The 14112-nt window shown below is 56.6% G+C and carries 17 protein-coding genes; 11 read left to right on the forward strand and 6 right to left on the reverse strand.

Annotation, left to right across the window (positions count from 1 at the left end; translation table 11 throughout):
* The first annotated feature begins 55 nt into the window (after nucleotides 1–55).
* The 4 genes from COHPA_RS23730 to COHPA_RS0117525 all read left to right on the forward strand — a co-directional run bounded on the left by COHPA_RS23730 (nucleotide 56) and on the right by COHPA_RS0117525 (nucleotide 2239).
* Complete coding sequence (locus COHPA_RS23730) at nucleotides 56–562, forward strand: S-layer homology domain-containing protein (protein ID WP_027087450.1); 507 nt, start codon at nucleotides 56–58, stop codon at nucleotides 560–562.
* Between the two features lie 159 nt (nucleotides 563–721).
* Nucleotides 722–1204, forward strand: coding sequence for a DUF2975 domain-containing protein (locus tag COHPA_RS0117515; protein WP_027087451.1), 483 nt, complete (start codon nucleotides 722–724; stop codon nucleotides 1202–1204).
* A gap of 11 nt (nucleotides 1205–1215) precedes the next feature.
* Nucleotides 1216–1428: a helix-turn-helix domain-containing protein gene (locus COHPA_RS0117520; RefSeq protein ID WP_027087452.1), complete on the forward strand. Its 213-nt coding sequence runs from the start codon at nucleotides 1216–1218 to the stop codon at nucleotides 1426–1428.
* Nucleotides 1418–2239: a DUF817 domain-containing protein gene (locus COHPA_RS0117525; protein ID WP_027087453.1), complete on the forward strand. Its 822-nt coding sequence runs from the start codon at nucleotides 1418–1420 to the stop codon at nucleotides 2237–2239. The genes COHPA_RS0117520 and COHPA_RS0117525 overlap by 11 nt, the downstream gene beginning before the upstream one ends.
* Here COHPA_RS0117525 and COHPA_RS0117530 read toward each other — a convergent pair.
* On the reverse strand, nucleotides 2221–3321 hold the full coding sequence (locus tag COHPA_RS0117530) for a metallophosphoesterase (RefSeq protein WP_027087454.1): 1101 nt from the start codon (nucleotides 3319–3321) through the stop codon (nucleotides 2221–2223). The two genes, COHPA_RS0117525 and COHPA_RS0117530, sit on opposite strands and share 19 nt — an antisense overlap.
* 50 nt (nucleotides 3322–3371) lie before the next feature.
* Complete coding sequence (locus COHPA_RS0117535) at nucleotides 3372–3920, reverse strand: SLOG family protein (protein WP_027087455.1); 549 nt, start codon at nucleotides 3918–3920, stop codon at nucleotides 3372–3374.
* A gap of 152 nt (nucleotides 3921–4072) precedes the next feature.
* Between COHPA_RS0117535 and COHPA_RS0117540 the strand changes: the two genes are divergently transcribed.
* Nucleotides 4073–4789 (forward strand): hypothetical protein, encoded by a 717-nt coding sequence (locus tag COHPA_RS0117540; protein ID WP_027087456.1) that lies wholly within the window; start codon nucleotides 4073–4075, stop codon nucleotides 4787–4789.
* A 96-nt stretch (nucleotides 4790–4885) separates the two neighbouring features.
* On the opposite strand, the gene COHPA_RS26340 is transcribed toward COHPA_RS0117540, so the two are convergent.
* Together COHPA_RS26340 and COHPA_RS0117550 are read right to left on the reverse strand one after the other, a co-directional pair.
* Nucleotides 4886–5800 carry an SRPBCC domain-containing protein gene (locus COHPA_RS26340; RefSeq protein WP_027087457.1) on the reverse strand — a complete coding sequence of 305 codons (915 nt, stop codon included), beginning with the start codon at nucleotides 5798–5800 and terminating at the stop codon, nucleotides 4886–4888.
* A 4-nt stretch (nucleotides 5801–5804) separates the two neighbouring features.
* Nucleotides 5805–6311, reverse strand: a complete 507-nt coding sequence (locus tag COHPA_RS0117550) for a MerR family transcriptional regulator (RefSeq protein ID WP_027087458.1) — start codon at nucleotides 6309–6311, stop codon at nucleotides 5805–5807.
* A 196-nt stretch (nucleotides 6312–6507) separates the two neighbouring features.
* Here COHPA_RS0117550 and COHPA_RS0117555 point away from each other — a divergent pair, with 196 nt between their 5' ends.
* Nucleotides 6508–6954 (forward strand): V4R domain-containing protein, encoded by a 447-nt coding sequence (locus tag COHPA_RS0117555; RefSeq protein ID WP_027087459.1) that lies wholly within the window; start codon nucleotides 6508–6510, stop codon nucleotides 6952–6954.
* Between the two features lie 320 nt (nucleotides 6955–7274).
* Nucleotides 7275–7829, forward strand: a complete 555-nt coding sequence (locus COHPA_RS0117560; RefSeq protein WP_027087460.1) for a hypothetical protein — start codon at nucleotides 7275–7277, stop codon at nucleotides 7827–7829.
* Between the two features lie 52 nt (nucleotides 7830–7881).
* On the opposite strand, the gene COHPA_RS0117565 is transcribed toward COHPA_RS0117560, so the two are convergent.
* Entirely contained in the window at nucleotides 7882–8343 is a 462-nt protein-coding gene (locus COHPA_RS0117565; RefSeq protein WP_027087461.1) for an acetyltransferase, read from the reverse strand.
* A 34-nt stretch (nucleotides 8344–8377) separates the two neighbouring features.
* Entirely contained in the window at nucleotides 8378–9115 is a 738-nt protein-coding gene (locus COHPA_RS0117570) for an MBL fold metallo-hydrolase (protein WP_027087462.1), read from the reverse strand.
* Between the two features lie 104 nt (nucleotides 9116–9219).
* Here COHPA_RS0117570 and COHPA_RS0117575 point away from each other — a divergent pair, with 104 nt between their 5' ends.
* The 4 genes from COHPA_RS0117575 to COHPA_RS0117590 all read left to right on the forward strand — a co-directional run bounded on the left by COHPA_RS0117575 (nucleotide 9220) and on the right by COHPA_RS0117590 (nucleotide 14030).
* Nucleotides 9220–9963 carry a class I SAM-dependent methyltransferase gene (locus COHPA_RS0117575; RefSeq protein WP_027087463.1) on the forward strand — a complete coding sequence of 248 codons (744 nt, stop codon included), beginning with the start codon at nucleotides 9220–9222 and terminating at the stop codon, nucleotides 9961–9963.
* A 16-nt stretch (nucleotides 9964–9979) separates the two neighbouring features.
* Nucleotides 9980–10780 carry a polysaccharide deacetylase family protein gene (locus COHPA_RS0117580; RefSeq protein WP_027087464.1) on the forward strand — a complete coding sequence of 267 codons (801 nt, stop codon included), beginning with the start codon at nucleotides 9980–9982 and terminating at the stop codon, nucleotides 10778–10780.
* A gap of 69 nt (nucleotides 10781–10849) precedes the next feature.
* Entirely contained in the window at nucleotides 10850–12343 is a 1494-nt protein-coding gene (glpK, locus tag COHPA_RS0117585; protein ID WP_027087465.1) for a glycerol kinase GlpK, read from the forward strand.
* A 67-nt stretch (nucleotides 12344–12410) separates the two neighbouring features.
* Nucleotides 12411–14030, forward strand: a complete 1620-nt coding sequence (locus COHPA_RS0117590) for a glycerol-3-phosphate dehydrogenase/oxidase (RefSeq protein WP_027087466.1) — start codon at nucleotides 12411–12413, stop codon at nucleotides 14028–14030.
* The last annotated feature ends 82 nt before the right edge of the window (nucleotides 14031–14112 follow it).

The raw sequence follows: 14112 nt of genomic DNA on the forward strand, positions 1-14112 counted from the left end.
AAATAGCGGACGAACGGCAGCGATCTTCTATTACGATGAAGCGAAGAGGGTATGGGTGAAAGCAGAAGGAGGTAAAATCGAAGGTAAACGCATCAGCGCGGAAGTCGATCATTTCACGAAGTACGCGGTGCTGGTCGTCGACGGGGACACGGGCTTGGCCGTAACGGAGGAACCGGCGGCAAAGTCGACGAATGAGACGCCGAATGCCGCATTCCGCGACGTAGTCGGCCATTGGGCGGAGTCGAGCATCAACCGGGCGGCGAGCTCCGGGTTCGTCGACGGGTATGCGGACGGCACCTTCCGTCCGAATGCGGAAATCACCCGTTCCGAGATGGCCGTCATGGTCGCGAATGCTTCGGACCTTATCGTCGATCCGAACGCCGCAACCGGCTTCGCGGACGACAGGCTGATTTCGACGTGGGCGAAAGGCGCGGTGAACGCCATCCGGACGCTTGGACTCGTGAAGGGCAGAAGCTCGGGCGAATTCGATCCGACAGGCAAGACAACGAGAGCGGAGGCGGTGACTGTTCTTCTGGGCTTGTTGGACGTGACAAAAGAATAAAGGTCATATCGCTTATAACGGCGGCAGTCTTGGACTTGATCTATCCCGGTCCAAGGCTGCCGTCGTTTCGTTTATAGCTGTATTCCGATAATGATTTATTGAATTACGATAAATATTATGCTATATTCGATGCGAATCCATTGAACAGAGGTGCAGGTTATGAAACGAGTACCCACGCTTTTCCTCAAGTCGGCCGTCGTATTGATGGGCATTCCGGTTCTTGCTCTGTGCATTTTCGTCGTGCCCGAGATCGGGAATTTCATGGCGGAATTGTACCCGGACCACTCGTATTTGAGAGCGCTCGTGTACGTCGATCTATACGCGTCCGCGATCCCGTTCTACGTTGCTCTGTACCAGGCTTTCAACTTGTTAACCTATATCGACCGCAACGACGCTTTCTCGGAGCAGTCCGTGACGGCCCTCATGCGGATCAAGCAGTGCGCGCTCGCGATCAGCGCGCTGTACGTGCTTGGTTTACCGCTCTTCTATCTACTCGCGGAGCGGGACGACGCCCCGGGCATTATCCTGATCGGCTTGGTGCTGATCTTCGCGTCCATGGTGGTCGCGGTGTTCGCCGCCGTCCTGGAGAAGCTGCTGCGGCAGGCGATCGACATGAAATCCGAGAACGATCTTACGGTCTGAGGTGAACGGAAATGGCGATGATTATCCATATTGACGTGATGCTGGCCAAGCGGAAAATGAGCGTAACGGAGCTGTCGGAGCGTATCGGAATTACGCTGGCGAATCTGTCGGTGCTCAAGAACGGGAAAGCGAAGGCGATCCGCTTGTCCACCTTGGAGGCGATCTGCAAGGCGCTCGACTGTCAGCCCGGCGATATTCTGGAATACCGCAGCGATGAGCAGTAGGGCCCGGCGCCGATTCGCGCCGTTCGTTCAACTGCTGCACTTCGGCTGCCAGCAAGCGATGAGCTGCGTGTTTCCCGTGGCGATCTTCGGCACGTTATCGCTGTCGAACGTCTTGGACGTACCGCCGTTGCACCGATACGACGCCATTCTGCTCGCGCTGCTGGCCGTGCAATACGCGATGTATCGCGGCGGCTTGGAGACGCGCGACGAGATCAAGGTCATTTGCGTATTCCATCTCATCGGGCTGGCGCTCGAACTTTACAAGGTCGGGATGGGGTCTTGGTCCTATCCCGAGCCCGCCTATACGAAGCTGTTCGGCGTTCCGCTCTATAGCGGGTTCATGTACGCGAGCGTCGCCAGTTATATGTGCCAAGTATGGCGCAGGCTGAAGATGGACATTACCGGTTGGCCGGGACTCGTGCCCGCGGGGGCGCTTGGAGGCGCCATCTATTTGAACTTTTTCACGCATCATTATTGGCCCGATTACCGTTGGTGGCTGACGGCGCTCGTGCTGATCGTCTTTCGGCGCACCTGGATCGTCTATCGGGTTCGAACCGCGACGTATCGAATGCCGATGTCGCTCGCCTTCGTCCTTGTCGGCTTCTTCATCTGGCTGGCCGAGAACATCGCTACGTTCTTCCAGGCGTGGAAATATCCCGACCAGCACGAGAGCTGGCGGATGGTCGGCTTAAGCAAGATCAGCTCGTGGTTTCTGCTCGTCATCATCAGCGTCATTATCGTGGCCCAGCTCAAACACGTAAAGGCGGGAAGGCAATCGCAATCGCATTCGAACTACTCGAATTGGATATGAATCGAGACGAGCTCCGAACGCGTGCCGATCCGAATAGGCGGACCCCAGAAGCCGAAACCGGACGTCACGATCGTGTGCATCCCTTCCTTCTTCAAGTAACCCCAATCGTTCTCATAGATCGCGTCCGTGATCAGGTTGCCCGGGAAGATCTGCCCGCGATGGGTGTGACCGGACACGACCAGGTCAATGCCTGCCTGCCGGGCAATGTCGAACTCGTAAGGCTGATGCTCCAATAGAATGGCCGGGTTGTTCAAATCCACGCCGTTCATAAGGTGTTCTAAAGGAAGCCGGTAGTTGTCGGATTTGTCTCTGCGCCCGATGAGCGTGAATTGCCCTTGTACGTCTACGGTCTCGTCATAGAGCACTTGTATTCCGCCGCGCTCCAAGGCTTCGATGAGTTCCCGCATGGGGCCGTCATGCTTGTCGTGATTGCCGAGCGATGCATAGACGCCGTAAGGGGCATGGAGATCGGACAGCACCTGATCGATCTTCTGATCGAGGAAGGGCTTCACGTCGTCGTCGAAGAGGTCGCCCGGAAGCAGGATCAAGTCCGGTTGGAGCGCGTTCATTTCCTTCACCAGACGCTTCGCGTGATCTCGGCCCGACAGCAAGCCGAAGTGCGTATCGGCCGCCATCGCGATATGAAGGGTTTCGAGCGAAGAAGAGCCTTTATCCATCTTCAGGTCATAACTCCGAACGACGGGACTGTAGGCGTTATAGGTGCCGTACGCCATTAAGGATAGGAGCAGCGCCACCGTGACGATCCCCGCCCATCGGTGCGTTCGCTGCCGAGGCAGCCGGGTCATGCGCAGGAGGATAACCGTAAGATGGGCGAGCGGGACAAGCATTAACAGCAAATAGAAACAGGCCATCCAGTAGGCGCCGACGATGTTCAGGAAGGTGAGATCCGACACGCGGCCGACGATGAACGACACGGCGGCCAGAACGACGACGAAGACGTACAGGATCTTGAAACGCCGGCTTGACGCTCCCGGTCGAAGCCAACGATACCCCCGCCAGCCGATATAGTAGACGAGCGCGCCATACAGCAGCAACGCGATGATGAGGATGAGAATGAACATGGAGTACTCCTTTCAGATCCGCGAGACTACCGACGAACTTGCCGGCATCCTTACTCCCGCCCCTGCTCGTCCGCAATCGACTGCACGTCCTCCGCGGTCATCGTGTAGATGGGATAGCCGTCCTCCTGCTGCCGCTTCATCGCCCGATGCTTCATATGCTTCGGGCTTGCCTCTCCGGCGTCTTCGTCGTAGAACAGCAGCATTCCGTCCGACTTGCGGAGCAACAGGTCGTCGCGGTTGCGGAGTTGCCAGGCACCGTTGTACGGCTGGTTGCTTACCGTGCCGTAATAGTCCACGGCCTTAACGATGTCGCGAAAGTAGGTTTGCTTCTCCTCGCTCCACCGCTCCTCCGGACTCTTATAGGCGGTCAGAATAGACGTCTTGAGCTGCGGATATCGCGACCTGAGCTCGTTCGCCACTTCGCACACCCACAGGTCAAAGCCGTATTGCCCCGCGGTCAGCACCCATTCCAAGCCCTCGTCGGCCAGCGGTACGAGACGGGCTTCGATCGCCATTTTAATATAGGGGATCCCCTTGTGCTTCTGGTTGAAAATATTCAATTCGTTCGCGCGGTAACCGCAGACGAGCAAGTTTTTCATGCATGCCTCCTTGTAGCGGGTCGCTATCAGCGTAGCCTCGGCAGGACGCATTGTCAACGTCGCGTCGGGCGGCGTACCCCCTCAAAAAGACGATGCTTGTCGAAAGTTATAGGAGATCGATTCGACAGCTAAGAGTAGAGGGGAACGCAACGATGAACAATAGGTACTACAAAGTGATGATGAACAGCTTGCTTGGCGGCGCAATTGCGATGGGGTTCGGAACAACCGGCGCATACGCGGACGACGGCAAAGCGAACGCGACGACGGAACAAGCGACCGTGACGATATCCGCGAATGCGGGATCGACGACTTCCGATACGATACCGGTTCTCGTGCCCGGCCATCCGTTCTACATCCTGAAAATATTCATAGAGACAATAGAAGTCGCGTTGAAGACTGAAGAGGTGACCATTAACGATGTATCCGAGAAAGACGTAACCGTGATCGATACGAAGGCTGCCTCGGAAGCCGCAAGCAAGGTCGAGGATAACGCTAGGCCGATGGAACCCGTCGTGTTCGAGCTTCGGCTAAAGCACAATATCGAAGCATTGACGAAAGCGTTGGAGTACGTGAAGAACCCGACCGCGAGAGCTGCGCTTACCCGGAATATCGAGAGGTCGCTGGAGAAGGCGATTAAAGGCGGGGGGGTGTCCGAGGAAGAGGAAGTCGATGACGAGCAAGCATCCGTAGAAGCACGAAGCGAGCAAACCCAAGCAGGGAAGAAAGCCGCTCGCGAGCAAACCAAGGCAGCCGAGAAGGCTGCGCATGAGCAAGCCAAGGCAGCCAAGAAAGCGGCTCGCGAGCAAGCGAAGGCGGCGAAGAAGGCTGCGCATGAGCAAGCCAAAGCCGCGAAGAAAGCCGGACATTAACTACAACCCCATAGGTGTCGCTCCGTACCGTCTCTCGAAACGGAGCAGACGCCGTGGGGCGGATAGGCAGGTCTGTCGGTGAGGCTCGTCGGATCGTTACGATTCGCGCCGTCCCTCTAGCACGGCCTGAAGACGGTCCAAGTTCTGTTCGTTGGCGTCCGGGCAAAATGATTTCACTTGCTCGAATAGCTTCTCGTCCTTTAACTGTTGACGGAACGTCAACCGAGTTCGACCACCCTTATCGGCGAATGTCGCCGTAAGCCGGAACTCGGGAGCGCCTTGATGTTCCAGAACGATACGCTTCCCCGGCTCGATCTCGATGAACTTATTCTCGTTCGGATACTCCTTGCCGTCCGGTCCGTGGAAAGTAAAGCGCCAGAAGCCGCCTTCGCGGAAGTCGAACTCATGAAACGTGCTCGTGAAGCCGTTAGGCCCCCACCACCGCGTCAGAAGCTCCGGTTGCGCCCATGCCCGGTAAACCTCTTCCCTTGGATAATCGTACATACGCGTATGGACGAACTCCAAGTCGCCGGGAGCCGGGTCCGCGTCTTCCTCCGCGGCAGCGGCTTCTTCGCTCCGAGCAAGCGAATTGCCCAGCAGCTCCAGCAGTTCCCTCGACCCGTGTTCCCGATTCTCCACCGCATCGAGCCCATCGAAGAAGGCGCCTTGCTCCGTAAAGGTCAGCTTGGTGCCGCCTTCCGCGTCCGTAAGCTCGATCGTAGTAACGGAAACGGAGAAGCGCACGCCGTCCAAGTCCATCGCGTACGTGTAAACGATCCGCTCGAGGGGAACGATCTCTTGATAGGTCGCGTCGAACGTGAACAACCGGCCGTCCGGGGATTCGCCGCTGCTGAATTCCCGTCCGCCTACCCGGAATTCGAACACTTCCGGCTTCGTGAACCAACGAGCTTTGGCTTCGGCGTCGGCCATTGCTTCGTATACCTGCTCCCTGGATGCCGGGTATGTTTTATCTATTACGAACGTTCCATGCTTTACGAATTTTTCTTGCATGATCTTAATCCTCCTTGTTATTAATATTTGATTCCTCGTTCCCGCCCGCTAAGAACATCCCCAGCAGACCGAACCGTTGCTCCCAGCTTTGCCTGCGATTCAGAATCGGCTTCTCGTAGTCGTTCTTCATCGCCTGAAGAAGGGCGGTGAAATCGTCTACGGTCACCTGTTCCTTGCCTTTCATCAGCTTAGATACGTGCCGCAGTTGATCCAGCAGCTTCTGCTGCCGCCGTATTTGCTCTTGCGCCCGCTCGATCTGCAGGCCGACGACCTCGAGAGGGGCAATACCGCGGCCCGTCAGCGCCGCCTTCACTTCGTCGAGCGACAGGCCCAACTCCTTCAGAGAGACGATTCGATAGAGTCGCGATAAATCCTCGTCGCCATAGAGCCGGTGCCCCGATTCCGTAGCAGCCGACGGCGAGAGCAACCCGATCTGGTCGTAGAAGCGGAGCGTACGCACGGTAAGCCCCGTCAGCTTGGCCAAGTCTCCGACCTTCCAATATCGTTTCATGAATCATCTCCGTTCTTTGCCGCTAGCTCGATCACCGGTAGCTTCATTATAGAACCTTACGTAACGTAAGGTGCAAGCGAAATGTACAAATTTTGTTCACACGCTTTGTGTGATTGCTATCACAATCTCCGAGATTCAATCTCGTATACTGTACTCGAATCCGAATCTATCGAAGCATCGAAGAGGAGAGGATCGTATGAACGGATTTACATTCGAGGATATGAAGAAGATTGATCGCAAGGAGCTCGGAGACACGGTTCCGCTGGAATTGTTCAGGACGATTCGCTTGATCGGGATGTACCAAGCGTTGCCGCTCGGAGGCAAAGGCACGACGCTCACTATCGGAAGGAAGATCGGGGAAAGCTTGCCGGTTGACTCTCTGGAAGAGTTGTTGCGGCTATTCGAAGATTTAAGGATTGGCAAACCGCGTATTATTCAACAAGACAACAACGATATTCGAATTGCCGTGGACGATTGTTTCTGCAAGGGGCTGCCCGTGCAGGATGAAAAGATGGTGTGCGACTTGGAAGGGGCGATTATGGAAGGCGCCTTAACCCGCATCATGAATCGAAGAGTGACGGTTAAGGAGGTCAAATGCAACATTAATGGAGACGAGTATTGCGAGTATGAGGTCAGACTTTAGCGAATTCGAACCAGACGAGGTGTCCCAAAAGGGCATTTCCTCTGACCGGCAGCGCATAGCCTTCCTCGCTACCTCAACTGCATGACCCAAATAGTTGCACTTCGTACCGTTTACAGGTCAAGGAGTTCCCGCAAGTTGGAATACCTGCCATTCATGCAGTTCGTGTCGAGCGAGGACGCTGCGTTGGCCGAGTTGGGACAGTCTCTTGTTCTTAGGGGGTGTTCGCTAGCGAATCGATCTGCTTACGCATGAATTCCTTGCTTCTTGGCCATGCTACTTCCTTGGATTGCCAATTAGGAAGTACGAAAGGAGATCGAACGATGAAACGGGCAGGGCTGCTCGCCGTTATCGGATGGATGTTGATGGGGTGGGGCGGAATCGTTCAGGCTAGCGCCGATCCTGCGTCGATGAACTCCGATTCGGCAGGAATCGCGCTTGCGAAGGAAGAAGGATCGGTTTTGTTCAAGCCGGGGGAGGGCGGGGATTCGGCTTGGTGGGAGTCTCGGCTGTCAAGCGTCCGCGGCAAAGACGAGAAAACCGCGGCAGGATTGGTCGTAGCGATCCTCAAGCGGGATCTCGGAGTCACGGGAGAGAGACCGGCCGGCGTCGATGCGTATTTGGCTCCCACGCCGGGGCTCAAGAAGAAGCTGGCGATTTACGACGTCTCGAGCCCGTCCGTAAAGGAAATCCGATTCAATCGCCTCGAGAAGGACCAATCGGGTACGCTATACGATTTTCAGGTCATCGGCGGAACGTCGGCGGACAACTTTCAAGGCTTCGAAGGCATGCTGCGGATCCATATCGCGAAGCGCAGCCATCTGGTAGACGACATACCGACGGCTACGTTGGATCCGAAACCTTCGACGAACGAATAAGGCTTGCTCGGGCACCCGCGTTCTGCGCGGGTTTTTTGATGCGCGCATGCAACTAGCCGCGGAGACGATGAAAGTTCGATTCCAGGTGAAGGATGGGGAAAGGCTTGCCCGAAGGATCGAGCTCCGACCGCCCGATCTGAGCGAATCCAAGACGTTTATAGAAGGCGCATGCTCCTTCATTCTGCTCATTGACATCGACCTGGAGAATGTCCCCTTTCAAGATTGCCGCATGCTGGATGAATCGGCTGCCTATACCCTTTCCATGATGATCGGGATCTACGAATAAAGCTTCGATTGCGGTTCCGTCGAGCCCGATAAACCCTGTAGGCGTTCGATCCTCGTCCACTGAAATCCAAATCTCGATCGCTCTCAATGCGCCGTCGCGGACGATTTGATGGTAGAACCGGATATCGGCCTCCGTCAGAAACGCGTGGGTACGAACGACGGCCCGGTGCCAGATGTCCACAAGCTCATCGTGATGCCGTTCATTGTAAGGTATGATTTCGTGCGTCACTTATCTTCCTCCCTGTATGGCGATAGCCGCCGGATCATTGACTATAATGCTCTAGAAGCTTCCGGAGTGCTCCGCGTACATCCCCTTCGAGAACGCCGCCGTGGTAGCAAATCAATCTATCGATATCGAATGCAAGCAGGTTTCGAACGGAGTTTAATGCCGCTTCCATATCTAGAGTGTATTGGGGATTCGCGATGTCCAGCTTGCTTTGTTCCAGGACGACGGCATCGGCGGCGATAAGCGTTTTGCTGGAAGGTACGTATAGCGAGATATGACCGGTCATATGTCCCGGCGTGTGGACGATCTCTATGCCTCCGCACCAAGGCAACTTTTCGCCGGAATAGACCGTGCGATCCACCGCGGCCGGTTCCATCGTTCGCAGGAAGGCAATGAACTGTTCGGCGAAAGGCTTCGCCTCTTCCGGCATAGCTTCCAATCCCGACTCGGCTTGTTCAAGCCGCAGCGACTTGGCGGTTCCCACAATATAAGGCTTCTCCAACTCGTGAGCGATAATCTCGATCCTCGGGTACATTCGTTTCAGAGCGGCAAGCGAGCCCATGTGATCGATATCGTGGTGCGTGACGATGAGTTTGGTGATCGATGATAAAGCGAGGTTTACCCGGTTAACCGCTGCCTCCAGATAAGCTTCGAAATTCGGATATCCGCAATCGACGAGAATCGTATCCTGCCCGTCTTGAAGAAGGGTCGGGGTAATGACTTGCCGTTGTCCGCCCTGCTCGAATTCGATATCAAGCGTATGAATGCTGTGCATAAGTAGTCTCCTCCGATAGTAACAACCTGTATTAGATGATACGATAGACAAGAGTCTAAGGTTCAGCGCGAAGATATTTTTCGCCAAGAGGAGGATTCGTTCGGATGAAGGAAAACAAATACGACGATCATTCGTTTTTCGAAAAATACAGCCAAATGAATCGCTCGCGGAAAGGGCTGGCCGGAGCGGGAGAATGGGAGTCGCTTAGAAAGCTGCTGCCTGATTTTAAAGGCAAGCGAGTGCTTGATTTGGGATGCGGTTACGGATGGCACTGCATCCATGCGATGGAACAAGGGGCTTCCTCCGTCGTGGGCGTCGATCTTTCCCGGAAAATGCTCGAAGTCGCGAAAAGCAAAACGTATTTTCCGCAGATCCGGTATGAATGCTGCGCAATAGAAGACGTGGATTACCCGGAAGAGAGCTTTGAAGTCGTTCTAAGTTCGCTTGCGATTCATTATGTGGCCGACTATGAGAGGTTAGTACGCAAGATTTATCGGATGCTGAAGGCTGGCGGCCATTTCGTGTTCACGGTCGAACATCCTGTGTTTACCGCTCATGGATCGCAAGACTGGCACTATAGCGAACAAGGTGAAATTCTGCATTTTCCGGTGGATCATTATTATGATGAGGGCGAACGGGCTACCGTGTTTTTGGGAGAAAAGGTGATCAAATATCATAGAACGCTGACGACCTATCTCGGGTCGCTGCTTTCCAACGGTTTTACCGTCAATCGGATTGTGGAGCCGCAGCCGCCGGAGAACATGATGGATATGCCGGGGATGGCGGATGAAAGGCGTCGCCCTATGATGCTGATCGTGTCGGCAACCAAACAGGATGTAACCCGATAAAGGAGGAACGATGGCGATGGCAACGATTATGGCGGCTTTCCCCGGGGGCAAGCACAAGGCGCTTACGATGAGTTATGACGATGGACCGGCCGCCGACCGGCGGCTGGTGTCGATCTTTAACCAATTCGGCGTCAAGGGCACGTTTCACCTCAACTCGGGTTTAATGGGCCAAGATGGCCGGATCGGTGCGGAGGAGGCTGCCGGGCTGTATGCCGGACACGAAATGTCCGCCCACACGGTTACCCATCCGACGCTCGAGCGAAGCCCGAACGAGACGCTGGTCGCGGAAATCATGGAGGACCGGAAGAGCCTTGAGCGCGTAGCCGGGTACACGGTCCGGGGGATGTCGTATCCGAACGGCTCGTATAATCGGGCCATCAAGGAACTGCTGCCGCGGCTAGGAATCGAGTATTCGCGGGTCGTTCCAAGCACGGGCAACTTCGGCATGCCGGACGATTGGCACGAATGGAAACCGACTTGCCATCATAAGCAAAGATTAATGGAGCTGGCGGAGTCGTTCGTCGAATCGCGTAAATCGCAGTATCTTTATTTAATGTACGTGTGGGGACATAGCTACGAATTCGATCAGGACGGGAATTGGGAGCTGATCGAGGCGTTCTGCCGATATGTCGGCGGACGGGACGATATTTGGTACGCGACGAGCATCGAGATCGTCTGGTACATGCAGGCGTTCGAGCGTCTGAAGTTCGCGGCCGATTGCTCGTTCGTCCGCAATCCGAGCGCGCAGACGGTATGGTTGATCGCGAACGGACGAACGGTGGAAGTGCCGGGCGGACAATCGGTCATGCTCGACTAACGCACGGGGTCATGAAGGATTTCATAAGCGAAGCGCTCGGCTAGCTTGGCGATGGGGAGGCGATAGAAGGTGAAGCCGTATATTCTAGCGATAGACCAAGGGACGACGAGCACCCGCTCGCTATTGGTAGACGCTCAAGGAGAGCTGTCCCATATCTCCCGCGAGGAATTGAAACTGCAATATCCGCACGCCGGGTGGGTAGAAGTCGACGCGGAGCGAATATGGGAGTCGGCCGTGCGCGTCGTACGGGAGACGCTCGCAAGCGCCGGCGTGCCGGGCTCGGCCGTCTCGGCCATCGGCATATCGAATCAACGCGAGACTGCCGTCGTATGGCATCGCGATTCCGGCAAGCCGATCCGTCCGGCGATCGTCTGGCAATCCAGGCAAACCGCCGGTCTCTGCGAGGCTTTGAAGGAGGCGGGTCACGAGCCCGTATTCCGCGAGAAGACGGGGTTGTTGCTGGACCCGTATTTTTCCGGTACGAAAATCGCGTGGATGCTCGATCATACGGAAGGCGCGCGGGAGCAAGCGGAGCGCGGCGAGCTGCTGTTCGGGACGGTCGACACCTGGCTGCTGTGGAAGCTGACCGGCGGCAAGGTGCATGCAACGGATCCGTCCAATGCTTCGCGAACCCTTCTTTACAATATCCACTATCATCGTTGGGACGAGGAGCTGCTCGGCATCTTAGGCGTTCCCGCGGCGATGCTGCCGGAAGTGAGGGCGACATCGGGAGAATTCGGCCTCACGGAATCCGAATGGTTCGGCGTCCCGATCCCGATCGCCTCGCTGGTCGGAGACCAGCAAGCCGCGCTGTTCGGCCAAGGATGCCATAATCCGGGAGATGCCAAGAATACGTACGGGACCGGCTGTTTCCTGCTGATGAATACCGGCGGCGAGGCAAAGCCTTCCTCCCACGGCTTATTGACGACCGTTGCCTGGAGCATCGGCGGAGAAGTCGAATACGCTTTGGAAGGAAGCATCTTTGTCGGCGGATCGGCGATTCAATGGCTCCGGGACGGACTCGGAATCCTCTCGAGCGCCGCGGAGTCCGAGGCACTGGCCGAACAAGTCGAATCGACGGACGGAGTATATGTCGTCCCGGCATTCGTGGGACTTGGCACGCCGCATTGGAACAGCGAAGTCCGGGGAGCGATGTTCGGCATCACCCGGGGCACGACGAAGGCGCATATTGCCCGCGCGACGCTGGAATCGCTGGCTTACCAGACGAAGGACGTGCTCGACGCGATGAGAGCGGATGCCGGGTTGCCGCTCGCGAGGCTGAACGTTGACGGCGGAGCCGTCATGAACGGCTTGCTGATGCAATTCCAAAGCGATATTCTCGGCGTCCGGATCGAACGTCCCGCCGTTCACGAATCGACTGCGTTAGGCGCGGCTTATCTAGCGGGCCTTGCGGTCGGATATTGGGACGACAAAGGGCAACTGCGCAAGCTGAGGAAGACAGACGGGATATTCGAGCCCCGGATGGCAGAGGAACAACGGGATCGATTGCACGGCGGATGGCTTCGGGCGATTCGGGCGGCTATGTCGTTCAAGGCAGAATGAAGACAGGTGCGGCATCGTGAACAGGGGAAAATGGTCTGCGGCCGATCGGCAACGAAGGTTGGCGGAGATGGCGCGGGAGAAGGCGGATTTGCTGATCGTAGGAGGGGGCATTACCGGCGCGGGCATCGCGCTTGACGCGGCTGCGCGAGGCATGCGCGCGTATGTCGTCGAGATGCAGGATTTCGCCGCGGGAACTTCGAGCCGTTCGACGAAGCTCGTGCATGGCGGACTACGATACTTGAAGCAGCTCGATATCGGGGTCGTGGCGGAAGTCGGCAAGGAGCGGGCGATCGTATACGAGAACGGGCCGCACGTAACGACGCCGGTATGGATGCTCCTGCCCCTCTATAAAGGCGGAACGTTCGGACCGTTCATGACTTCGGTCGGGCTCAAATTTTACGATTTTTTGGCGGGAGTGAAGAAGTCGGAGCGCCGCACGATGCTTGACGTTGACGAGACGCTTGAGAAAGAACCGCTGTTGAACCGTCAGGGGCTCGTAGGCGGGGGATATTACGTCGAATACCGGACGGATGACGCGCGGCTGACGATCGAAGTGATGAAAAAAGCGGTCGAACTCGGCGCGCTCGCCGTGAATTACGCCGTAGCGGAGTCGTTCGTTTACGAGGACGGCAAGCTGGTCGGAGCGGTCGTTCGCGATACGATCGGAGGGGAAACCTTCGAAATCAAGGCGTCCGCAATCGTTAACGCGGCGGGTCCCTGGGTCGACGCGCTGAGAGATCTCGACGGTTCCAAACGCGGTAAGACGCTTCGTCTGACGAAAGGCGTCCATCTCGTGTTTTCCGGACGCCGCGTTCCTTTGCGGCAAGCGGTCTACTTCGATACGCCCGACGGACGGATGGTATTCGCGATTCCCCGCGAAGGCAAAACCTACTTAGGCACGACGGATACGGACTTTCAATCGCCGGACCTTCGCCATCCGCGTATGACGGAGGAAGATCGCCGGTATTTGCTGGAGGCGGCGAACGCTATGTTCCCTTCGCTCGCGCTGCGCGGCGAAGACGTCGAATCAAGCTGGGCGGGAATCCGCCCGCTTATTCGGCAGGAGGGAAAAGACCCGTCGGAAATTTCCCGACGGGACGAAATCTTCGTCTCCGAATCGGGTCTCGTCTCCATCGCGGGCGGCAAGCTGACGGGCTATCGCGCAATGGCGGAGGCGGTCGTCGGCAAAGTTTCCGGGATGTTACAAGCTAAGGGCCATGCGAAGCCGAAAGGGAAGGGCACGGCAAACCTTCCGATCTCCGGCGGTGAAGTCGGCGGCTCCGGCGGCTACGAAAGCTACGTCCAACGGCAAATTCCGCTTGGCGCGGCAAACGGGCTGGACCAAGCGGAAGCGGGATCGACCGCGCGCCGATACGGCTCCAACTGTCCCGTGCTGTTCGCTTTGGCCGGCAGGCTGTCCGATTACGCTGCCCGGCACGGTTTGCCTCTCGGCCTCGCGGCCGAGCTTGCCTATGCCGTAAGCGAGGAATGCGCGGTGAAACCCGAAGACTTCTGGATTCGCCGAACCGGAAAACTCTTCTTCGACATCGCATTCGTCCGGGAATGGGAAGACGCCGTACATTCCGGCATGGCGGAGCTGTGCCAATGGGACGATGCAACAAGCCGGGAATACCGGCTCGGGATGAAGCGTTGCATTCTGCAAGCGAATACGCCTGCAGACGAATAACCCGCAAGCACAAATAGTTGCTAACAGGGTTATGCACATATCAACTATGCTTGGTTGGGGATGAGTCCTAGCTTCGCTCGCA

Origin of the sequence: Cohnella panacarvi Gsoil 349, assembly GCF_000515335.1 — a bacterium.
Classification (GTDB): Bacteria; Bacillota; Bacilli; order Paenibacillales; family Paenibacillaceae; genus Cohnella; species Cohnella panacarvi.